Annotated in this window: 23 protein-coding genes and 3 tRNA genes; 11 read left to right on the forward strand and 15 right to left on the reverse strand. The window is 63.8% G+C overall.

Annotation, left to right across the window (positions count from 1 at the left end):
* Window positions 1–94: 94 nt before the first annotated feature.
* The 7 genes from HHA01_RS04940 to HHA01_RS04970 are packed head-to-tail and all read left to right on the forward strand — an operon-like array spanning window position 95 to window position 6,432.
* A complete protein-coding gene (locus HHA01_RS04940; protein ID WP_141318345.1) occupies window positions 95–670 on the forward strand; it encodes a TRAP transporter small permease in 576 nt (191 codons plus the stop codon).
* Window positions 667–1,944, forward strand: a complete 1,278-nt coding sequence (locus HHA01_RS04945) for a TRAP transporter large permease (RefSeq protein WP_141318347.1) — start codon at window positions 667–669, stop codon at window positions 1,942–1,944. The genes HHA01_RS04940 and HHA01_RS04945 overlap by 4 nt, the downstream gene beginning before the upstream one ends.
* Before the next feature lie 23 nt (window positions 1,945–1,967).
* Window positions 1,968–3,002: a histone deacetylase family protein gene (locus HHA01_RS04950; RefSeq protein WP_141318349.1), complete on the forward strand. Its 1,035-nt coding sequence runs from the start codon at window positions 1,968–1,970 to the stop codon at window positions 3,000–3,002.
* A gap of 45 nt (window positions 3,003–3,047) precedes the next feature.
* On the forward strand, window positions 3,048–3,404 hold the full coding sequence (locus tag HHA01_RS04955; protein ID WP_141318351.1) for a RidA family protein: 357 nt from the start codon (window positions 3,048–3,050) through the stop codon (window positions 3,402–3,404).
* 1 nt (window position 3,405) lies between these two features.
* Window positions 3,406–4,347, forward strand: coding sequence for a bifunctional Delta(1)-pyrroline-2-carboxylate/Delta(1)-piperideine-2-carboxylate reductase (gene lhpI / locus HHA01_RS04960; RefSeq protein ID WP_141318353.1), 942 nt, complete (start codon window positions 3,406–3,408; stop codon window positions 4,345–4,347).
* Window positions 4,344–5,483: a class II histone deacetylase gene (locus tag HHA01_RS04965; protein ID WP_218023783.1), complete on the forward strand. Its 1,140-nt coding sequence runs from the start codon at window positions 4,344–4,346 to the stop codon at window positions 5,481–5,483. Before lhpI ends, HHA01_RS04965 begins: the two co-directional genes overlap by 4 nt.
* Window positions 5,461–6,432 carry a branched-chain amino acid transaminase gene (locus HHA01_RS04970; protein ID WP_141318357.1) on the forward strand — a complete coding sequence of 324 codons (972 nt, stop codon included), beginning with the start codon at window positions 5,461–5,463 and terminating at the stop codon, window positions 6,430–6,432. Before HHA01_RS04965 ends, HHA01_RS04970 begins: the two co-directional genes overlap by 23 nt.
* A gap of 250 nt (window positions 6,433–6,682) precedes the next feature.
* On the opposite strand, the gene HHA01_RS04975 is transcribed toward HHA01_RS04970, so the two are convergent.
* The 4 genes from HHA01_RS04975 to HHA01_RS04990 form a co-directional block, all read right to left on the reverse strand.
* Window positions 6,683–7,423: an RNA methyltransferase gene (locus tag HHA01_RS04975; RefSeq protein ID WP_141318359.1), complete on the reverse strand. Its 741-nt coding sequence runs from the start codon at window positions 7,421–7,423 to the stop codon at window positions 6,683–6,685.
* 274 nt (window positions 7,424–7,697) lie between these two features.
* The gene (groL, locus tag HHA01_RS04980) at window positions 7,698–9,347 is read right to left on the reverse strand and encodes a chaperonin GroEL (protein ID WP_141318361.1); all 1,650 of its coding nucleotides are present in this window, start codon (window positions 9,345–9,347) and stop codon (window positions 7,698–7,700) included.
* 60 nt (window positions 9,348–9,407) lie between these two features.
* Window positions 9,408–9,701, reverse strand: coding sequence for a co-chaperone GroES (locus tag HHA01_RS04985; RefSeq protein WP_141318363.1), 294 nt, complete (start codon window positions 9,699–9,701; stop codon window positions 9,408–9,410).
* A 196-nt stretch (window positions 9,702–9,897) separates the two neighbouring features.
* Window positions 9,898–10,431 carry an FxsA family protein gene (locus HHA01_RS04990; protein ID WP_141318364.1) on the reverse strand — a complete coding sequence of 178 codons (534 nt, stop codon included), beginning with the start codon at window positions 10,429–10,431 and terminating at the stop codon, window positions 9,898–9,900.
* A gap of 141 nt (window positions 10,432–10,572) precedes the next feature.
* Between HHA01_RS04990 and HHA01_RS04995 the strand changes: the two genes are divergently transcribed.
* Complete coding sequence (locus HHA01_RS04995; protein ID WP_141318366.1) at window positions 10,573–11,334, forward strand: SDR family oxidoreductase; 762 nt, start codon at window positions 10,573–10,575, stop codon at window positions 11,332–11,334.
* A 141-nt stretch (window positions 11,335–11,475) separates the two neighbouring features.
* Here HHA01_RS04995 and HHA01_RS05000 read toward each other — a convergent pair whose 3' ends face one another.
* Complete coding sequence (locus tag HHA01_RS05000) at window positions 11,476–11,808, reverse strand: ComEA family DNA-binding protein (protein ID WP_141318368.1); 333 nt, start codon at window positions 11,806–11,808, stop codon at window positions 11,476–11,478.
* Between the two features lie 266 nt (window positions 11,809–12,074).
* Between HHA01_RS05000 and pyrF the strand changes: the two genes are divergently transcribed.
* Window positions 12,075–12,776 (forward strand): orotidine-5'-phosphate decarboxylase, encoded by a 702-nt coding sequence (gene pyrF / locus HHA01_RS05005; RefSeq protein ID WP_141318370.1) that lies wholly within the window; start codon window positions 12,075–12,077, stop codon window positions 12,774–12,776.
* Between the two features lie 24 nt (window positions 12,777–12,800).
* Here the strand turns inward: pyrF and lapB are convergent, their stop codons facing one another.
* The 3 genes from lapB to HHA01_RS05020 are packed head-to-tail and all read right to left on the reverse strand — an operon-like array spanning window position 12,801 to window position 14,713.
* Window positions 12,801–13,982, reverse strand: coding sequence for a lipopolysaccharide assembly protein LapB (gene lapB / locus HHA01_RS05010; protein WP_141318372.1), 1,182 nt, complete (start codon window positions 13,980–13,982; stop codon window positions 12,801–12,803).
* A gap of 1 nt (window position 13,983) precedes the next feature.
* Window positions 13,984–14,289 (reverse strand): lipopolysaccharide assembly protein LapA domain-containing protein, encoded by a 306-nt coding sequence (locus HHA01_RS05015; protein WP_141318374.1) that lies wholly within the window; start codon window positions 14,287–14,289, stop codon window positions 13,984–13,986.
* A 55-nt stretch (window positions 14,290–14,344) separates the two neighbouring features.
* Complete coding sequence (locus tag HHA01_RS05020) at window positions 14,345–14,713, reverse strand: integration host factor subunit beta (RefSeq protein ID WP_281285667.1); 369 nt, start codon at window positions 14,711–14,713, stop codon at window positions 14,345–14,347.
* A gap of 161 nt (window positions 14,714–14,874) precedes the next feature.
* On the opposite strand from HHA01_RS05020, the gene HHA01_RS05025 reads away from it, so the two are divergent.
* Both HHA01_RS05025 and HHA01_RS05030 read left to right on the forward strand, forming a co-directional pair.
* Window positions 14,875–15,168, forward strand: a complete 294-nt coding sequence (locus HHA01_RS05025) for an FAD assembly factor SdhE (protein WP_141318378.1) — start codon at window positions 14,875–14,877, stop codon at window positions 15,166–15,168.
* A 7-nt stretch (window positions 15,169–15,175) separates the two neighbouring features.
* Entirely contained in the window at window positions 15,176–15,538 is a 363-nt protein-coding gene (locus tag HHA01_RS05030) for a hypothetical protein (RefSeq protein ID WP_174787717.1), read from the forward strand.
* 38 nt (window positions 15,539–15,576) lie between these two features.
* Here the strand turns inward: HHA01_RS05030 and nadB are convergent, their stop codons facing one another.
* From nadB to uvrC, 7 genes are all read right to left on the reverse strand, one after another.
* Window positions 15,577–17,154 carry an L-aspartate oxidase gene (gene nadB / locus HHA01_RS05035; RefSeq protein WP_141318380.1) on the reverse strand — a complete coding sequence of 526 codons (1,578 nt, stop codon included), beginning with the start codon at window positions 17,152–17,154 and terminating at the stop codon, window positions 15,577–15,579.
* Window positions 17,135–18,292, reverse strand: coding sequence for an FUSC family protein (locus HHA01_RS05040; RefSeq protein WP_141318382.1), 1,158 nt, complete (start codon window positions 18,290–18,292; stop codon window positions 17,135–17,137). The genes nadB and HHA01_RS05040 overlap by 20 nt, the downstream gene beginning before the upstream one ends.
* 59 nt (window positions 18,293–18,351) lie before the next feature.
* Window positions 18,352–18,440 (reverse strand) — tRNA-Leu (locus HHA01_RS05045).
* 33 nt (window positions 18,441–18,473) lie between these two features.
* Window positions 18,474–18,547, reverse strand: a tRNA-Cys gene (locus HHA01_RS05050).
* Between the two features lie 201 nt (window positions 18,548–18,748).
* Window positions 18,749–18,823 (reverse strand) — tRNA-Gly (locus HHA01_RS05055).
* Window positions 18,824–18,885: 62 nt separating this feature from the next.
* Complete coding sequence (pgsA, locus tag HHA01_RS05060) at window positions 18,886–19,434, reverse strand: CDP-diacylglycerol--glycerol-3-phosphate 3-phosphatidyltransferase (RefSeq protein WP_141318384.1); 549 nt, start codon at window positions 19,432–19,434, stop codon at window positions 18,886–18,888.
* Between the two features lie 69 nt (window positions 19,435–19,503).
* A complete protein-coding gene (gene uvrC, locus HHA01_RS05065) occupies window positions 19,504–21,318 on the reverse strand; it encodes an excinuclease ABC subunit UvrC (RefSeq protein ID WP_141318386.1) in 1,815 nt (604 codons plus the stop codon).
* Window positions 21,319–21,334: the final 16 nt, after the last annotated feature.

Raw genomic sequence — 21,334 nt, forward strand, 5'->3', positions numbered from 1 at the left:
GACACTGACAGTCCCCCCCATCGGGTGCGGTAGCGGCAGGCCTGTGCCTGGCCGCTGCCGCTTTTCCTAACGCACCTAGCTTCGGGTTTCGTCCATGGCTTTATTGACCCAGGCCCGTCGCCTCAGCGATGCCGTCAACCAGGTCGCGATCGTCATCTGCGTGGCTTGTATTCTCGGCATGCTGGCGATCTCCTTCACGGGCTTTCTGTATACGCTCTTCACCGGAGGCGCGCTCAGCTGGACCTATTCACTGGCCCGACTCTTCCTGCCGTGGATCGGTATGCTGTCCTCGACCATTGCACTGCATGCCGGCGAACACGTCGCCATGACGCTGTTGATGCGCATTCTGCCCGAGTCGCTGGTCAAGGTCGCGGCGGCCCTGACGCTGTTGATTATCGCCTTCTTCGCTCTGCTGGTGATCTGGTACGGCTGGGGCTTTTTCCAGAATGCCACGCAGACCTACATGGTGTCGGACGCCATCCAGATTTCGCGCCAATGGACGGCAGCAGCAGTACCGATTGCCGGCGTGATCTTCCTGTTGCATCTGGTCCACGGCTTCAGTCTGCTGGAACATTTCATTGATGAGTCCGTCGTCATCGAGGAAGCATTGCACAGTGACGATAACGAGGAGCCTGGCTCCACGGCTCAGGACAAGGAGTCGCGCTCATGACGCCTGCCATCATTGCTTTTGTTGTTGTGTTGTTGATCGGGGCGCCCGTGGCCGTGGTCATGGCTATATCGGGTGTTGCCGGTGTCTACTCGCTGGGCGGTGAGCCCCTGGTGGGTATCATTGCCAGCCGAATGTTCTCCGGTGTCTCCGGGTACATGCTGATCGCCGTGCCATACTTCATCTTTACTGCCGAACTGATGAATCAGGGCGGGCTGACCCAGAAATTGATCGCCTTCAATAATGCGCTCTTCGGACGCGTTCGCGGTTCGTTGTCCCACGTCAACGTCACGGTATCGCTATTTTTTGCCGGCCTGACGGGGGCCGCCATTACCGACACCGTGGCGATCGGCAAGATCATGATTCCGGAAATGAAGAAACAGGGCTATGACGCCGAGTATGCCGCGGCGATCACCGCCTGTTCCTCGATCATCGGGCCGATCATCCCGCCGAGTGTAGTGATGGTTGTGTATGCGACCCTGTTGCGCGATACCTCGGTGATTGACCTCTTTGCCGGCGGGATCATTCCCGGCGTCCTCATGACACTCGCGCTGCTGGCCACCAGCATCGTGCTGGCCTGGAAGCGAGGCTATCCCAAGCAGGCGGCCACGCCGCTGCGCATGGCCTTCATGGCCTTCCTCACGGCGCTCCCGGCGATGCTGGTGCCGTTGATCATTCTGGGCGGCATTCTGTCGGGCATGACCACCATTACCGAGGCTTCCGGGTTTGCGGCAGTGTATGCGATCTTCATTGGCGTGGTCTTCTACCGCAACCTGACCTTCAAGAAGATCTGGAAGGCGCTGGTCACCACGGTGAAGTTTTCCGGTGTGGTGTTCTTCCTGCTGGCTACCTCGGCGGTGCTCGGCTGGTTCGTGACGCGCTCGGGTATTGCGCGTGAGGCGGCCGAAATCATTACCACCTTCAGCGATGTACCTTTCATTCAGATCATGCTGGTGTGCCTGCTGCTGATCGTGCTGGGTACAGTCATGGACGTGCTGCCGGCACTGGTGGTGATCGGACCGGTGATCGTGCCGGCAATGGTGTCGCTGGGCTTTGATCCGCTGCACTTCGCCATCGTCATGATCGTCACCCTGAACATCGCCAATGTGACGCCACCAGTCGGCATGACATTGATGACGGCGGCACGAATCGCCGAGGTGCCTTATGAGAAAGCCATCCTGGCGTCGCTGCCGTTCTACTGTGCCTTCATTGCGGTGATCATGCTGCTGGCGGCCTTCCCGTTCTTCTCTACCTGGATTCCCTCCCTGCTGGGGTGAAGGCTGCTGAAAGGATATCGAGCATGAGGTTTTTCTATCATCCCGACCAGGAGCGCCATGCCCCGGAGAATTTTCTGCTGCGGGGCCGGCCGGCGCCTTCGCCGGAGGGGCCGGTGCGTGCCGAGCTTTTGGCGGAGGGCCTGGCCGAAGCCGGCCTGTCATTGACGGCACCTGGGTGCGTCGACAGCGCAGTGCTCCGGGAACGCCTGGCCTGCATTCACACGCCGCGCTACCTGACGTTTCTGGAAACCATCCATGAGCGCTGGCAGGCCCTGCCGGATGCGGCGGAGATCGTCGCGCCCAATGTGCACCCTTGCGGCGGGGGCTACCACTATCCGCGCCAACCGGTGGGGCAGGCCGGCTGGCATCTGCACGACATGGCCTGTCCGATCACCGCCGACAGCTTTGCCGGTATCCTGGCCAGCGCGGCGACCGCCCAGGTGGCCGCCGAGGCGGTGAGTGGTGGCGAACGTCAGGCCTATGCCCTGTGTCGTCCGCCGGGGCATCACGCCGGACCGGAGCGCGCCGGAGGCTTCTGCTTTCTCAACAATTCGGCCCTGGCGGCCACGGTGCTGCGGGAGAGCTTCACGCGCGTGGCCATCGTCGATGTGGACCTGCATCATGGCAATGGCACCCAGGATATCTTCTACGCGCGTGATGATGTCTGGACGGGGTCACTGCATGCCGACCCGGCGGACTTCTATCCCTTTTACTGGGGTGGCGCCGATGAAACCGGCAGTGGCCCGGGGCGCGGGACCAATGTCAATCTTCCACTGGCGCTGGGCAGCGACGGCCGGGCCTTCCTCGAGTCGCTCGACAGCCTGCTGGCGCGCATGACGGACTTCGCTCCCCAGGCCGTGGTCGTGGCGCTGGGGCTGGATGCTCACAAGGCTGATCCTCTGGCCGGGCTGGCGCTCGAGCGCGAGGACTTCGTCGAGGTGGGGCGGCGACTCGCCCGACTGGACCTGCCCACGGTGCTGGTCCAGGAGGGGGGTTACCCCACGCAATACCTGAGTCACAACCTTGCCGCCTTCATGGATGGCTTCACCGGTGCCTGAGGGCACCATTCGCGACACTTCGCTTACTTGAGACGAGAGAGACCCATGAGCCTGACCCTTCACGACAGCAACGCCCGCATGAGCCAGATCGCCATTCACAATGGCACCGTTTACCTGGCGGGCCAGGTGCCCAGCGATGCCAGTGCGGGCATGAAAGAACAGACCGAACAGGTACTGGCGCGCATCGACAGCCTGCTCGAGCAGGCCGGCACCTCGCGCGACCAGCTGATCTCGGCGCAGATCTGGGTCAACAGCATGGCGGAGTTCGCCGAAATGAACGCCGCCTGGGATGCCTGGGTGACGCCGGGACGTCCGCCGGTGCGCGCCGCGGTCGAGGCCCAGCTCGCCAAACCCGAGTGGAAAGTCGAAATCATGGTCGTGGCAGCGCTGCCGGAGGGCTGATATGCGTATCATCGATGCCGAACAAGTCGCGTCCAACCTGGCCTGGCCAGCTTTGGTCAACCGCTTGGCCGATACCTTTCGTCACGGCGTGGAGTCACCACCGCGGCATCACCACGCCATGCACCGTCATGATGGCGAAGCCACGATGCTGCTGATGCCGGCCTGGGAGCAGGATGGCTATATCGGCGTCAAGATGGTCAATGTCTTTCCCCAGAACGCTCAGCACGGCCTGCCGGCCATCTCGGGCGTCTATTTCCTCAGCGAGGGGCAGCACGGGCGCCCGCTGGCCTGCATCGACGGCAGCGAGCTCACCCGGCGTCGCACGGCCGCGGCCTCGGCGCTTGCCACTCGCGAGTTGGCGAGGGAAGACGCCGAGACCCTGCTGGTGGTCGGCACCGGCAAGCTGGCGCCGATGGTCATCGAGGCACACGCCTCGGTGCGGCCGATCAAGCGCGTCCTGATCTGGGGGCGTCAGCCGGAAAAGGCCGAGAAGATCGCGGCGGCCTATGCCGAGCGCTTCGAGACCCGGGCGGTGACGGATCTGCAAGCCGCCTGTGGTGAGGCCGACCTGATCAGCTGCGTGACGCTGTCCAGCGAGCCGCTGGTGCGCGGCGAGTGGCTGTCGCCCGGCACTCACCTGGATCTGATCGGCGCCTTCCGCCCCAGCATGCGCGAGACCGATGGCGAGTGCCTGCGGCGTGGCGAGGTGTTCGTCGATACCTATGCGGGGGCCCGTGGTGAAGCCGGTGATATCCATCAGGCCATCGACGAGGGGGCCTTCGCCTTCGAGGACATGCGGGCCGAGCTGGCCGAGCTGGTGTCCGGCACCCGACCGGGGCGCAGCGGACCCGAGGCCATCACGGTGTTCAAGTCGGTGGGGGCCTCGCTGGAGGACCTGGCGGCGGCCATCGAGGTCTGGGAAGCCCGGAGCGACGCCGAGTGAGTACGGGGTTTTTCTGGCACGAACGGTGTTTCTGGCATGACCCTGGTGCGATCGGGGTCTTTGCCTCGACCGGCGAATATCGCCAGCCCCAGCCGGCCTCGGAAAGTCCCGAGAGCAAGCGGCGGCTGAAGAACCTGCTGGAGGTCTCGGGCCTGATCGATGAGCTGCAGGTGATCAAGGCCCCGCCGGCCCAGGATGAGGCGCTGCGGCGGTTTCATACTGCGGACTATCTGGCGCGCCTGCAGGCGGGCGATGCCGCCCAGGGCGGGGATGCCGGTGACTGTGCGCCTTATCTGCCGGGCAGTCTGGCCGCGGCGCGGCAGTCGGCCGGCCTGGCCATTGGCGCCGTGACGGCGGTGGCGCGTGGCGAGCTGCGCAATGCCTATGCCCTGTGCCGGCCCCCCGGCCATCACGCCGAGGCGGACCAGGGGCGGGGCTTCTGCCTGCTGGGCAATATTCCGGTGGCGGTGCTCCAGGCGCGAGCCCAGAGCCTGGTGAAGCGCGTCGCCATTCTCGATTGGGATGTGCATCACGGCAATGGTCAGCAATCCGCGTTCTATGACGACCCGGAGGTGCTGACCATCTCGGTGCATCAGGACGGCAACTATCCATTGGAGACCGGGACTTTCGAGGAGTTCGGCAGTGGCGACGGGCAGGGCACCAACCTCAACCTCCCGCTGCCGCCGGGCTGCGGCCTCGGGGCTTATGACTATGCCATGCAGACGCTGATCGTGCCGGCCATCGAAGCATTCGCACCGGACATGGTGATCGTGGCCTGCGGTTTTGACGCCTGTGCCAAGGACCCGCTGGGCAAGATGATGCTCAACAGCCGCGCCTTCGGTGACATGACCAGGGCGCTGCGCGACCTGACTGCACGTCTCTGTGAGGGGCGGCTGGTATTCATCCACGAGGGCGGCTATTCGGAAGGTTATGTACCGTTCTGCGGCCATGCCGTGATTCAGGCCTTGAGCGGTAGCCGTATCGCCCTGCCGGACCCGCAGAACGAGGAAATCGCGGCTTGGGGGTATCAGGACCTGCAGGCGCATCAGCGTCAACTGATGGATGACTGGCAGCGTCGCTGGTTCGGATCATTCAAGAGCTCAGGAGAGACACATGACACCCCTGTACGATCGTGATGGCTGGATCTGGCTGGACGGTGAATGGCTGCCGTGGCGAGATGCCACGACCCACCTGCTGACGCACAGCCTGCATTATGGCATGGGGTGCTTTGAGGGAGTGCGGGCCTATTCGGGGGCTTCGGGTACCCATCTCTTCCGGGCCCAGGCTCATACGCGCCGGCTGGTGGAAAGCGCCCATATCCTCGATATTCCGTTGTCATTCGACAGTGAAGCGCTGATCGAGGCTCAGCGACAGTGCCTGGTGCGCAATGAGCTTGAGGATGCCTATCTGAAGCCGACCATCTTCCTGGGCGCCGAGGGCCTGGGGTTGCGAGCCAAGGGTCTGACCACTCACGTGATGGTGGCCGCCTGGGACCTCGGCGCCTACATCACGCCGCAAGCGGCGTTGGTGGGGCTGCGGGCCATCACCGCCTCCTGGTCGCGTCATCATGTCAATGTCACGGCCTGTCGATCCAAGACCAACGGCAATTACGTGAACTCCATGATGGCCCTGAACAGCGCCGTCAAGGCGGGCTTCGACGAGACCGTGATGCTGGATACCGAGGGCTATGTGGCGGAGGCCTCGGCCGCCAATATCTTCCTGCTGCGCGACGGCGTCCTGCATACCCCGCCGACCACCTCCTGCCTGCAGGGCATCACGCGCGACAGCGTCATTCAGCTGGCGCGGGACGTCCTGGGTACCGAGGTGGTGGAGCGCCGCATCACGCGCGACGAGCTGTATACCGCCGATGAGGCCTTCGTCACGGGCACGGCGGCCGAGATATTGCCGCTGCGCGAGCTTGACGGGCGCCATATCGGCGCCTTGAAGGGCGCGCCGGCACCTACTGAGCGAGTGGCCGCCGATTCCTTCACGGCGCGGATCCAGGCGCTCTACCAGCGTGTTACCCGTGGTGACCTGGGGGATGACCTGAAAGCTTATGCGAGCTGGCTGACGCCGGCCGGCTGATCACTGCTGGTGTGATGCCAGTCACAGTGGGTCACGCCGAGGGCCAGCACCACGAACAAAACACGCCACGGTGGTGAGCACCGTGGCGCATCGAGTCGTCCTCCCTGGGCACCATCCTGATGCCGATCTCCCTCAGGGGCTTCCTGCACCCTGGCATCCGTGTCGCGGAAGTGTCAGTGTCCCTTGCATCCCGACAACCCGGGACACGTCATGATGGCCGTGGAAGATGACACTGTCATGACGGTGAGGTTCAGTGGTCGTCGCCCTGCATACCCTTTTCGAGCGAACTCAGCAGGCCGCGCAGCAGGGAGATATCCCGTCGCGTGGGTTGAGCGCGATCGAAGAGGGCGCGTAGTTGTTCCTCGGTGCGCGCATGGGGCTGGGTGATGAAGCCGCTGGCGTGCATGACTTGCGACAGGTGGTCGTGGAAGTGATGCAGCTGCTGGCGCGTGGGCAGTGGCACCGAGTCATGTGCTGGCGCCTGGTAGTCACTGTCGGGTTGTCGGCGCCAGACGCTGAAGGTTTCGTAGGCCAGCACCTGAACCGCCTGGGACAGATTGAGGACACCATAATCCGGGTTGGCGGGAATGCTGACCTGGTGGCTGCAGTCGCGGATCTCTTCGTTGACCAGACCGAAGCGCTCGCGGCCGAAGACCAGAGCCACCGGCCCCTGGCGGGCATTGGCAACGAGATCGGCGGCCATCTCGGTGGGCTCGTCATAGTGGGGCAAGGGGTAGCTGCGCAGGCGCGCACTGGCCCCCACCACCTGGGTGCAGTCACTGACAGCCTCGGTCAGCGAGGTGAAGACGCGTGCCTGATCGACCACATCCTCGGCGCCCGCCGCAAGCCGTGATGCCTCGGGGTCCGGATAACAACGCGGATTGACCAGGGCCAGATCGGTCAGCCCCATGGTCTTCATCGCCCGCGCCGAGGAGCCGATGTTGCCGGGGTGATACGTCTGGACGAGAACGATGCGGATATTGGGTAACATGGGCCGGCTCTATGCGAGATGAACGCATAGTGTACCGATTGAACGGAAAGCTGTAAGCCGTAAGCTCTAAGCTCTAAGCCGTAAGCTCTAAGCTGTAAGAACCCCCAAGACCCAGGACCTGGTGCCCAGTACCCAGTACCCAATCCGCATGTCCCGGTAGGGTCCGATCACAGGATCGTCTTATAGCTTACGGCTTATGGCTTACAGCTAAAAAACCCCCACCGGTTTCCCGGCGGGGGTCAGTCTCAGGGTGAACCGAGAGGGACGGGGCGGCTTACATCATGCCGCCCATGCCTCCCATTCCGCCCATGCCACCCATGTCGCCTCCACCGGAGGAATCCTGGTCGTCCGGGTCGTCGGCGATCATGCACTCGGTGGTGATCATCAGGCCGGCGATGGAACCAGCGGACTGGATGGCGCTGCGGGCGACCTTGGCCGGATCCAGCACGCCCATTTCGAACATGTCGCCGAATTCACCGGTCTGGGCGTTGTAGCCGAAGTTGCCTTCACCGTCCTTGACGCGGTTCAGGATGACCGAGGGCTCCTGGCCGGCGTTGGCAACGATCTGACGCAGCGGGGCTTCCATGGCGCGCACGGCGATGGCGATGCCGTGGGTCTGGTCTTCGTTCTCGCCCTTGAGGCCGGCGATGCGTGTCAGCACGCGGACCAGGGCAGTACCGCCACCGGGCACCACGCCTTCCTCGACCGCGGCGCGAGTGGAGTGCAGGGCGTCCTCGACGCGAGCCTTCTTCTCCTTCATCTCGACTTCGGTCGCGGCACCCACGCGGATCACGGCAACGCCACCGGCCAGCTTGGCGACACGCTCCTGGAGCTTCTCGCGATCGTAATCGGAGGAGGTGTCCTCGATCTGGGCACGGATCTGGGTGACACGGGCTTCAATGTCATTGTCCTTGCCGGAACCATCGATGATGGTGGTGTTTTCCTTGGACATGGTCACGCGCTTGGCGGTGCCCAGATGGTCCAGGGTGACCTGCTCGAGGTCGAGGCCGACTTCTTCGGAGATGACGGTGCCACCGGTGAGGATGGCGATGTCCTGCAGCATGGCCTTGCGACGGTCGCCGAAGCCGGGCGCCTTGGCGGCCGCGACCTTGACGATGCCACGCATGTTGTTGACCACCAGGGTCGCCAGGGCTTCGCCCTCGATGTCTTCGGCGATGATGATCAGCGGCTTGCCAGCCTTGGCGACGGCTTCCAGTGTCGGCAGCAGTTCGCGGATGTTGGAGATCTTCTTGTCCACCAGCAGGATGAACGGATCTTCATGCTCGACGGACATCGATTCCTGATTGGTCACGAAGTACGGCGAGAGGTAGCCGCGATCGAACTGCATGCCTTCGACGACATCCAGCTCGTCTTCGAAGCCACGGCCTTCATCGACGGTGATGACGCCTTCCTTGCCGACCTTCTGCATGGCGTCGGCGATGATCTTGCCGATGCGCTTGTCGCCGTTGGCGGAGATGGTGCCGACCTGGGCGATGGCGTTGGAGTCGGTGCAGGGCACGGACAGCTCACCGATTTCCTTGACGGCAGCCTCGACGGCCTGGTCGATGCCGCGCTTGAGGTCCATCGGGTTCATGCCGGCGATGACACCCTTGAGGCCCTCGGTGACGATGGATTGTGCCAGGACGGTGGCGGTGGTAGTGCCGTCGCCGGCCACGTCAGAGGTCTTGGAAGCGACTTCCTTGACCATCTGGGCGCCCATGTTCTCGAACTTGTCCTTCAGTTCGATTTCCTTGGCGACGGAAACGCCGTCCTTGGTGACGGTGGGTGCACCGAAGGACTTCTCGAGCACGACGTTGCGGCCTTTCGGGCCCAGCGTTGCCTTGACGGCATTGGCCAGGGTGTCGACGCCTTTCGCCATGCGAGTGCGTGCATCACTGGAGAACTTGACTTGTTTTGCTGCCATTTTCGTATGCTTCCTGTGAGTTCGTGAACGTCAGAATTCGCGCGAGTCTGGTGTCGAGGCTCAGCCTTCGACGACGGCCAGAACGTCGGATTCGCTCATGATCAGCACTTCTTCGCCATCGACCTGCTGCTTCTCGACGCCGAAGCCATCCTTGAAAATCACGGTGTCGCCGACCTTGACGTCGAGCGGACGGGCTTCGCCGCTGTCCAGAATCCGGCCGTTACCGACGGCAAGTACTTCGCCCCGAGTCGGCTTTTCCTGGGCACTGCCCGGGAGCACGATGCCGCCTGCGGTTTTCTGCTCTTCTTCGACGCGACGGATGACGACGCGATCGTGCAAGGGACGGATGTTCATTGCTCACGTTCTCCTGATGGTTGCTGTGCCGGGCGTCGCTGCCACGGCGATTGACATCGATTTACCGCGGATCATCCGCGGAATGAAGGCAACGCCTTCTGTTGGCTGGACCCTGGATGATCAGGGTCGGATTCCGTTGCTGTCAGATAAGTGGGGCTGGCTGAGCACCTTTCAAGCCCCTGCCGATAAAAAATTTTCAATGACGGCGCTGCTCGTCGCGGCTGATGAAATCGCCCTCGAGAGGGCCGTCACCCTGCTGTTGCGAGGCGGCGCCCGATTCCCGGGTATCATGGGCGCGCTGACTGCTGTCGGCCTGGTGCCACTGGCCATCGGTGGTGGTGCCCGAACCAAAAACGCCGCCCTGGACATGGATGTTGCCCATGCGCATGCCGACGCGTCCCAGCAGCTTGCCCATCAGCCGGCGTGCATCGGGGATCAGGCACATGAAGCCCAGGGTGTCGGAGATGAAGCCCGGCGCCATCAGCAGGGCACCGCCGAATATCAGGGCGGCCCCGGTCAGCAGCTCGCTGGAGGGGACTTCGCCATGGCGCATGCGCTCCTGGGCGCGGGCGAAAGTGGCAACGCCTTCACGGCGGATGAGGTGCAGGCCCACGAAGCCGGTGCCCAGAACCAGCAGGAGTGTGGTCAGCAGCCCGATATGGCTGCCCACCGAAAACAGGACGACGAAGTCGAGTAACGCAAAGACGGTAAAGATGACGAGAAACGGCATGATGACTCCAATCTTGAGGATATTCAGGAAATGGGGACGCTGTCGGTAAAATCAAGTATTCGACCTGACAGGGGTGTTCTGGCGTGGCCGGCCACGTAGACTCGGGCGAATTGTATTATCGATCCTTCAAGGGGGACTTGCATGCAGCTGGACAACAGGATCATTGCCATCACCGGTGGCGCTCAGGGCCTGGGTTTGGCCATGGCACAGCGCCTGGGCCATCAGGGGGCGGTGCTCGCCCTGCTCGATCGGGACGCCGAGGGCCTGGACCGGGCCTGCCGGGCCCTGGCCGGGGCGGGCATTCGCGCCCGGGGGTTCGAGATGGACGTGGCCGACGAATCGTCGGTGCAGCAGGCCTTCATGGCCCTCGAAGATACATTGGGTGGGCTCGACGGACTGGTCAACAATGCGGGGATCGTTCGCGACGGCCTGCTGGTCAAGGCACGTGACGGCCAGATCGAGTCCATGATGTCGCTGGCCGACTGGCAGAGTGTCATGGATATCAATCTGACAGGGGTATTCCTCTGTGGGCGTGAGGCGGCATCACGCATGATCGCGTCAGGCCGTGAGGGGGTGATCGTCAATATCTCGAGCATTTCCCGGGCGGGCAATGTCGGGCAGAGCAACTACTCGGCGGCCAAGGCCGGGGTGGCGGCCCTGACGGTGACATGGTCCGGAGAACTGGCGCGCCATGGCATTCGGGTCGGCGGGGTGGCGCCGGGCTTCATCGAAACCGAAATGACCGCCTCCATGCGCGACGACATGCTGGAGCGCATCACATCCGGTGTGCCGCTCAAGCGGCTCGGGCAGCCCGAGGATATTGCCGCCAGCGTGGCCTTCATCTTCGAGAATGATTACTTCTCGGGGCGTTTGGTGGAGTGTGATGGCGGCTTGAGACTATAGACAGTGTCGATATCGGAGGGGGTGACAATAATGCCACCGATCAGGCCGGTGGCATTCCTTGCGGCACTTCCCGTATTGACCTTGCCTGTCGGGTTTCTCGATGGGGCGTGGTGCATGGCCCGGCGACAGGCCCGGAAGGGTTCAGAAAGTGACCTGATCCGCGAGCCCTTCCACTGTGGCATCGCCAATGCCCGAGACGCGCGTCAGGTCTGAGGCGTTGTCGAAAGGGCCGTTGGCTTCGCGGTTGTCGACGATCGATGCCGCCTTGACCTCGCCGATACCCGGCAGTTCGGTCAGCAGGGCCGCGTCGGCGGTATTGACGTCGATCGGAGCAACCTCGGCGCTGTCGCTGCTGGCCTGGGTCGCGTCAGTGCTGGATGATTCGCTTTCTTCCTGAGCATGGCTGGGCAGGGCGATGCCGAGTAGCAGGGCTAGCCCCAGGCTGGTGGTCAATCCCTTGAGTCGAGTCAGCATGCGGATGTCCTCATCGAGTGGTTGTGTCGCCAATGCCACGTTTGGCATGCGCTGGGTTACGGGCCTTGCCGGAAGGGTTTCGACACGGCTCCAGCAACGTCCGCTCCCGTGTTTCAAGCTAGTGATACGATGGTGACCATGGCGTAGGCGAAAGCGGAGGGCGAACGACGATATCGATGATGGAAAGCGCGAGATTTCGGCCAGGTAGGATGTGGCACTTGGCTGGTATAATGCGCCAACTCATTCCGTTGCCCAGGAGCCTGCCCGTGTCCGTTGCTTCTCCCCTGATCATTGCACTCGATTACACCTCCCAGGATGCTGCGCTGTGCATGGCGGATCGCCTGGATCCGTCACGCTGCCGGGTGAAGGTCGGCAAGGAACTGTTCACGCGCAGTGGCCCCGGCGTGCTGGAAGCGCTGCATGGACGGGGCTTCGAAGTATTCCTCGATCTCAAGTTCCATGATATTCCCAACACCGTGGCCGGCGCCGTGGAGGCGGCGGCTGATCAGGGCGTCTGGATGGTCAATCTGCACGCCAGCGGCGGACGCCGCATGATGGAGGCCGCGCGGGAGCGGCTGGACCAGCACCGGCTGGCCACGCATCTGATCGCGGTCACGGTGCTGACCAGCATGCAGGAGGAAGACCTGGCCGAGACCGGCGTCACGGGCGGAGCGGCGGAGCAGGTCCTGCGTCTGGCGACGCTGGCAGACGAGTGCGGACTGGACGGTGTGGTGTGTTCCTCGCATGAAGCGGCCCACTTGAGTGAGCGTATCGGCGCGGATTTCCTCAAGGTTACGCCCGGCATTCGCCCGGCTTCTGCGCTGGCGGATGATCAACGGCGTATCATGACGCCGTCGGCGGCGATGGCGGCGGGGAGTACCCATCTGGTAGTGGGGCGGCCGGTCACCCAGGCCAGCGATCCCATGCAGGCCCTGGCGAGCATCGAGCAGGAGCTGGCGGGTATCTGAGTCGAGCCCTGTCGGGCGGCGTCGCTATTCGCCCTCGATGCCGGTGATGGGCTGGGTGGTGCCCCAGCTGCGGCATCGGGGACATTGCCAGTGCAGCTGCTCGCCGCTGAATCCGCAGCGGCGACAGCGGTGACGCGGCCGCGCCTGGAGCAGGGCACTGGTATGCTGCTGAAGGCGTTCTATGCGCTCGTCGTGTGTCAGGTCGTCCTGCCGATACAGACGCATCAGGTAGTCGACGGCGCCCAGGCTGGGTGACTGATCGAGCTGGTCGGCGATCAGGTTCATGGCCGCCCGGGTATTGCCGTGATGCCGGCGCAGGCTGTCGGCGAGCATGACGATCACGCTGGTGAAGGGGGCCTGGTCGAGCAGGGCTTCGAGGTGGCGTATCAGGCCGGCGTCGTCATCCAGCAGCCGGTAGGCGCGGCCGAGCGGCGCCAGCATGGTGGGCACGAAGGCCTTGTCCTGGCCCGGTATGCGGTCGAGCAACTTGATCGCCTGGCGATACTGGCCGGTATCCAGCGCCATTTCCGCCAGCAGCAGGTTGGCACGCACACAGCGGGAATCCGTGGTGAGGGCCTGCTTCAGATGCCGCCTCGCCAGCACCGGACTGGCCGAGTGACGCTCCTTGTCCGCCAGCTCGCAGAGCCAGTGCGACGCCGCGCGGCGAATGTCGTCATGGTGCCGTGTCAGGGTCGGCAGGGCGACATCCAGGGCTGCCTGCCATTCGCCTTCACGCTCGAGCAGGTCGACGAGAAAGCGCTTGGCGGTATGGCGCAGCTCGTCATCATGCGCTTCCTTGATCAGGCCCTGCAGAAGACGTTCGGCACGGTCCAGCAGCCCCAGGTGCAGGAAGTCCCGCGACAGCTCGAGCTGCACGCGCTCGCCCTGATCCTGGGTCAGGGCGGGGCGAGCGAGTAGATTCTGGTGAACCTTGACGGCACGATCGGCCTCGCCGCGCTGACGGAAGAGGTTGCCCAGCGCGATATGGGTTTCAATGGTGTCGCTGTTGACTTCGAGGGCACCGATGAAGGTCTCGATGGCGCGGTCCTGCTGATCGTTGAGCAGATAATTGAGGCCCACGAAATAATCGCGGGCCAGGGGCGAGGAGGCTGGCGCCGCGCTGGAGGCTCGGCGCTCACGGCGGCCCAGCCACCATCCGATGGCGACCGCTGCCAACAACAGAGCTAGCAGCAGAATGTCGGGCATGTCAGGGGAGTTCCTTCATCTCCTGGATGCGCAGCCGGTCGAGTTCCTTGCGTTGCTGCTGATTGTGACGTTGTGCCCGGGTGAGCAGGGTGCGCAGGCGGAGGTAGACGCCACTCATCGCCAGCATGCCGAGCAGCACGCCGCAGGCCAGCGAGGCGAGCAACCAGAAGGATAGTGAAGCCGCCGGTAGTTCAACCCAGATCAGGTTGAGGGGCAGGGCCTGCTGGTTGTTGACGGCAAACAGGATGCCGACCAGCAACACCGCCAGCAGGATGATGGCCAGGATCAGGCCTTTGAGCCAACGCATGTGCTTGTTCCCGTATCGTGAGGTTTGAGGTGATCAACCGGGCCGTGGCCGGTATTCAATAGCCCAGGGCGCGACTGGCATCGACCTGCTCGCGCAGTTCCTTGCCGGGCTTGAAGTGTGGCACGAATTTACCACTCAGTGCGACCGGGTCGCCCGTCTTGGGATTGCGCCCGGTACGCGGTTCGCGATAGTGCAGCGAAAAGCTGCCGAAACCACGGATCTCCACGCGTCCCCCATCGGACAGAGTGTCGGTGATGTCATCCAGGATCATGCGCACGGCGGCTTCGACATCCTTGACCGACATCTCGGGTTGTCGCATGGCGATCTGTTCGATTAATTCTGATTTGGTCATCGGCTCTCTCCGTGATGCCCGGCGGGGGTCGTCCTGGCCGAGTGAATTGTTCGCTTCAGCATACTGCGCAATTGTCGAGAAAACAACGCACTACAAGCTTAGCCAGAAGTCGTGCCGATCTCCAGTTTGAAAGCCGGGTGCCCGGGGCGTAAAGGCGCCCCGGGGGTCGTGCTCGAAACGCCCGGTCTCGGGTATACTGAGCGGCACACTCAACGGATCTAACGAGGCCGATCGTGAACGATGATGCGTCCGCGGCAAGCGCTCTGCGCAAGCGCCTGTACTGGCACTCTCGACGGGGCATGTGGGAACTGGACCTGATGCTGGTTCCCTTCCTGGAACAACGCTACGACGCGCTCGACGAGCGCGATCAACTGGCCTTTCAGGCCTTGATCGGCGAGGAGGATCAGGATCTGTTTTTCTGGTTGATGCGTCGCGACTGGCCGCAGGAGCCCGAACGTCGCCGGATCGTCAAGATGATCGTCGAACATGCCGAAGGCACCGATAATACTGCCTATCAGGGCCTCTAGGCTGTCGATGGCCCTGCATGCCGGTACTGGAGGGCTGGTGGCGGCATGGCTGGCATGGTCGACGAGCGGCTGGCTGGCGGCCCTGGCGTTGGCCATCTCGGGCGGGTTGTTGTGGCGAATCCGGCGGGCCCCGGCGTACGCCGAGTTGCGCTATCGGCCCGGCGAAAGTGGTGTTCGGGCGTGGAGCTGGCGCGAGCACTCGCGGGCGGAGTGGCAGGAGCTGAGCCTGCAATGCGACTACCTGGGCCCCTGGTTGATCGGCCTGCGGGGCAACAAGCGGCGTTTGTGGTTATGGCCGGACTCGTCCGACCCCGAACGGCTGAGAGCCTTGCGTCGCGCCCTGGCTTCGCCGGGCGAGCAGAGGGGCTAGCGGCCGCACTCCTCCCTGGTGGCGGGGCAGGTTCGCGGTTACCGCCCCAGGGCGCTGGCCATGATGCGCGAGGGCGCCGGCGGAGTCTCGGCATGCAAGGGGCAGTCCCTGTTGTGGTGGAGACCGCGGGATTCGCGTCGTGCACGGGCGCTGACAACGGTCAGCCTGGCCAGGCGGAGGGCGTGCCGGAGGCTGCTGACATCGGCGTCGGGTAGGGTATTGCCCAGGTCGCGTACAAACTGCTGGTTCAGCTCGCTCAAGGCGCTTTCGGCTGCAGCCAGCCCCGGGTCGTCGCGCACGATGGCGACCTGCGCGCTCATGATGTCGCGCATGGCAGCGCGCAGCTCGCCGACCAGCGCCGCGTCGACGGGCCCCTCGCCGCTGGTGGGGGTGAGCAGGGGCGCCGTGCTGGGTGGCGTAGAGCGGGCCAGGTGATGGGCACAGCCACGCGCGAAGGCCAGGCACTCCAGCAAGGAGTTGCTGGCCATGCGGTTGGCGCCGTGCAGGCCGGTGCAGGCAACCTCGCCGATGGCGTGGAGGTGCGGCACCGTGGTGGCCCCGCGCAGGTCGGTGCCGATACCGCCACAACTGTAGTGGGCCGCCGGGACCACCGGGATCGGTGTCTGGCTGATATCCAGGCCGCGCGACGCACAGTGGGCATGAATGGTCGGGAAGTGGTGACGCAGCGCCGTCTCGCCGAGGTGGCGGACATCCAGCCACACATGATCCAGGCCGTTGTGCTGCATCTCGGCGTCGATGGCGCGGGCGACGATATCCCGGGGAGCGAGCTCGGCTCGTGAGTCGACGTCGAGCATGAAGCGTTCGCCATTGGCGCCGAGCAGGTGGCCTCCCTCGCCGCGTACTGCCTCGCTGATCAGGAAGGGAGATCCTTCCGGGTCATGCAGGCAGGTTGGGTGGAATTGCTGGAACTCCAGGTTCATGAGTTCCGCGCCCAGCTCGGCAGCCATCATCATGCCCTCGCCACTGGCGGGGCAAGGACTGGTGGTGTGCCGGTAGAGGCCGCTGGCACCGCCGGTGGCCAGGACGGTATCTCGGGCCAGGAGAGCATGTGGTCGGCCTGATTCGTTGATGCAGTACGCACCTCGGCAATGGCCGGCCGTATCGCCGATCAGCTCGAGGGCGCTCAGGTCATGGCGAATACGGATGTCGGGGTGGTGCTCGACATGCTGCTCGAGTGTCTCGATGACGGCGCGCCCGGTGGCGTCGTCGGCATGAATCACGCGGCGTGCGCTGTGGCCGCCTTCACGCGTCAGATGGTAGGGGTAGTCGGCTTCCGGGGTCGTGTCGGCCGTGAAGGGCACGCCCAGCGACAGCAGCCATTCGATGGCGGCTGGGCCCTGCTCCACGGTAAAGCGCACGGCTGCTTCATCGCAGAGTCCATCCCCCGCCACCAGGGTGTCGGCCACATGCGCCTCGGCATCGTCACTCGGCGACAGCACGGCGGCAATGCCGCCCTGGGCCCAGCGGCTGGCACCGCGCGCATCGGGCTGCGGCTGCAGGAGCGTGACCGAACGCTGTCCGGCGACCTCCAGTGCCATGGCCAGGCCGGCAGCACCGCCGCCGATGATCAGCACATCATGATGGCTTTCCGTCATTCGACTCTCCTGCTTGGGGCGCGTCCGCCTGGTCGCGATGCGGGGCCTGCAAGCCGTGGCGCAGGGCCCGCTTGCGCAAGCGCTGGCTCGGCAGGCGTTCGAGTTGGCCCAGGTGCTCGATCAGGTTGCCACTCAATCGGGCCAGCTCACGATTGAGCCACAGATAACCACTGGGACTGAAGAGCTTGCGGCCGTCCGCTGCCTGGGCATCCGCCGCCAGCGCAGCATGGCGTTGCAGGTCGAAGGCGGGAATCTCGACTTCGACCGGGTGGCCGGTGCGCACCTGATAGGCGAGTGCGGCCAGGTTGTGGGCCAGGGCATGCTGTTGTTCGCGCAGCCCCTGCATGGCCTCGATCTGCTCGTGTCCCGCCCGGGTATTCCAATGGGTTTCGAGCAAGAGCTCAATGGTCGATAACATGCGCCGCTGCAGGGAGATGAGGTCGTCGAGCTCGGCACGGTGCAGACGACGTTCGCGATGAATGGCATCGACCAGGTTACGCTGCTTGATCAGCAGGCCGGTGCAATGCTTGAGCAGCTCCCGTGTGTCCACGTCCGGGGCCGATGTGGCGGATGTATGGGCATGAAACAGCTGAGACATGCGGTCGACATTATCGGCCAGCATGAAGCGCAGCATGTCGGTCGCCTTGTGGGGCAGGACCAGGATGGTCACGGCGATGCCGATCAGAGTGCCGAGCAGGACATCGAAGCTGCGCCACAGCGCCAGGCCGAGGTCCCGTGTGCCGTCGCCCACCACCAGCAGCAGGGTGATGGCGAACATCAGCCCGCCGTAGCCATAACGCTTGCCGAATGTCAGCCAGGTGATAGCGGCGATCCCCAGCAGGCTGCCCAGGGGCAAGAGTGGCGGGATGCTCGCGGGCAGCATGATCAGCAACAGTCCCCAGAGGGCGCCCAGGATGGTGCCGAGCAGGCGCTGGCGCCCCTTGTCGAGGACGCCACCGATATGGGGCAGGTTGCCCATCACCATCACGGTGCTGACCAGGGCCCAGCCGCCATGGGGGATCGGAAACACTTGGATGACGCCGAAGGTGATGCAGAGTGCCAGGATGACTCGCATGACATGCAGGGTACGGCGGTGACGATGCGTGAAGTAGGGGTCGCGCAGCCGCGCCAGTATCATGCCGGAGTCAGCCTGTGATGGTTCTCGGAAACGGGATGATCCTGCCGCTTGGTGAACGCTGGTGCCCGGAGTCGGACTCGAACCGACACGGAGAGTCAACTCCGAGGGATTTTAAGTCCCTTGCGTCTACCAATTTCGCCATCCGGGCGGGGCGGGATCGAGCCGAATCATGCGGGGGAAATGGAGGCTGGAGTCGGAATCGAACCGGCGTCGACGGAGTTGCAGTCCGCTGCATAACCACTCTGCCATCCAGCCTCATCGAGTCATGCCATTCGTGGGGAATGGAGCGGGAAACGCGATTCGATCGGACCGGCGCACCGGATCGCGACCCTCGGGTCACACGCTAGACTCAGCTTGCTGCTTTTTCGAATCTGGAGCGGGAACGAGATTGATCGGACCGGCGCACCGGATCGCGACTCTCAAGCCACACTCTGATTCTGCACTGCTTTTCGAATCTGGAGCGGGAAACGAGATTCGAACTCGCGACCCTCGCCTTGGCAAGGCGATGCTCTACCACTGAGCTATTCCCGCTCGACTCGGGGAGGTATTATACGGATAAGTCGGTGACTGTCAAACGCTTTTTCTGGCTTACTTCACATCGAGCGGCTCAGGTGCGGCCAGGCCGAACGCAGGTAGAGGGTCATCGACCACAGGGTCAACAGCGCCGAAACATAGAGCGTGACCACGCCCAGCAACGCGATGGGGGTTCCCGGGGCGAAGGCCAGCAGGAGCAGCAGGGCGATCATCTGCAGAGTGGTCTTGAGCTTGCCGATCCAGGAGACTGCCACACTGCCGCGCTTGCCCATCTCGGCCATCCATTCGCGCAGCGCCGAAATGACGATTTCACGGCCGATGATGACCAGCGCCGGTAATGTCAGCCAGATGGCGTCATAGCGCTCGATGAGCAGCGCCAGGGCCACGGCGACCATGAGCTTGTCGGCGACCGGGTCAAGAAAGGCACCGAAGGGGGTCGATTGATCCCAGCGACGTGCCAGGAAACCATCCAGCCAGTCGGTCACGGAGGCCAGGGCAAACAGGCCGGCCGCCACCGGCAGGCTCCACGAGAAGGGTAGATAGAAAAAGACTACCAACAGCGGGATGAAGATGATTCTGGCCAACGTCAGGATATTGGGGATATTCATCGATGCTGCGGTCCTTGCGGTGAAGGGAATGCCGGGTGTGTGTCACCATTCTATCCGCCTTGCGGGTCATCATCCATGCAAGGCGCGGTAAATCGATTCGGCCAGTGAGGCGTTGATGCCGGGCACGCGCGCCAGCTCCTCGCGGTTGGCGTTCTTGACGCCCTGCAGGCCACCAAAAAAGCGTAACAGTTCGCGGCGGCGGCGTGGGCCGATGCCGGGGATTTCCTGCAGGGTCGAGGTGCGCCGGGTCTTGTCGCGCCGAGTGCGATGCCCGGTGATGGCGAAACGATGGGACTCATCGCGAATGTGCTGCAACAGGTGCAGGGCCGGTGAAGAGGTGTCGAGGTCCATGGTGCGATCCGGTGTTTCGATGAACAGGGTCTCGAGCCCGGCCTTGCGGGTCGTGCCCTTGGCCACGCCGATCAGGCCGACGTGCTGCACGCCGAGTTCGGCGAAGACTTCCCGGGCCATGTTGAGCTGCCCCTTGCCGCCATCCACGATCAACAGGTCGGGCGCTTCACCTTCACCTTCCTGGAGTCGCTTGAAGCGCCGGGTGAGGGCCTGGCGCATGGCGGCATAGTCATCGCCCGGCTCGATGTTCTTGATATTGAAACGTCGATAGTCGGACTTGCGCGGCCCATTGGCATCGAAGACCACGCAGGATGCCACGGTGGCTTCCCCCTGGCTGTGGCTGATGTCGAAACATTCGAGCCGAGCCGGTACCTCATCCAGATCGAGGGCATCGCGCAGGGATTCGAAGCGTCTGGCCAGCTGACTCTGGCTGGCCAGCTGAGAGTCCAACTGCTGCTCGGCATTGGTGCGTGCCAGTTCCAGCCACTGCGCGCGGTGACCACGCACGCGTGAAGTGAGCCGGACGCGTTTGCCGGCCCGCGTTTCCAGTGCCCCGGCGATCAGGTCGGTATCGGAGAGCTCGTGGCTGGTCAGGACCTCGGCCGGGATTTCCCGTGCCTGGCCGAGATAATACTGGCTGATGAAGTCGCCGAGCAGATTGTCGGGGGCCAGGTCGAGCCCATTGCGGGGAGTATGATGATTGGCGCCCAGCAGTCGGCCGCCACGCACCGAGAGCACGGAAATACACAGGGCACCGGGGCGGCTGGCCAGAGCGAAGGCATCGGCGTCACCATTGCCGGTGTCGACGAACTGACGCTGCTGCAGTTGTCGCAGCTGCTGAATCTGGTCGCGTAGACGCGCGGCTTCCTCGAAGTCCAGGGCCTGGCTGGCTGTCTCCATGTCGCGGGTCAGCTCCTGAGTGACCGCCTCGCTCTTGCCTTCGAGACACTGCACGGCGTGCTCCAGATCCCGGCGATAATCCGCTTCGCTGATGTAGCCGACACAGGGAGCGGAGCAGCGGCCGATCTGATACTGCAGGCAGGGGCGGCTGCGGTGTGCGAAGACGGTGTCCTCACAATTGCGGATGCGGAAGATCTTCTGCATCAAGGACAGGCTGTCGCGTACCGCATGACTGCTGGGATAGGGTCCCAGGTAACGTCCATCGTCATGGCGCGTGCGCACCCGCTTGTATTCCAGTGCCGGAAAGGGATGGCGGTCGGTGACGAACACGAAGGGATAGGACTTGTCGTCGCGCAGCAGGATGTTGTAGGGCGGACGCTTGTCCTTGATGAGCGTCTGCTCGAGCAGCAGCGCTTCGGTCTCGCTGTTGGTGACCGTGACCTGGATATCGGCAATGCGGGCCACCAGGGCCTGTGTCTTGGTGTTCAGCGCACCACGGAAATAGCTGGCCAGACGGGCCTTGAGGCGACGTGCCTTGCCCACGTACAGGGTCTCGCCCTGCTCGTCGAGCATGCGGTAGACACCCGGGGATTGGGTAACGCTGGAGAGGAACTGGCGTGAATCGAAGCTCATCGAAGTGCCGATAACG

Source organism: Halomonas halmophila, assembly GCF_006540005.1.
GTDB classification, from domain to species: domain Bacteria; phylum Pseudomonadota; class Gammaproteobacteria; order Pseudomonadales; family Halomonadaceae; genus Halomonas; species Halomonas halmophila.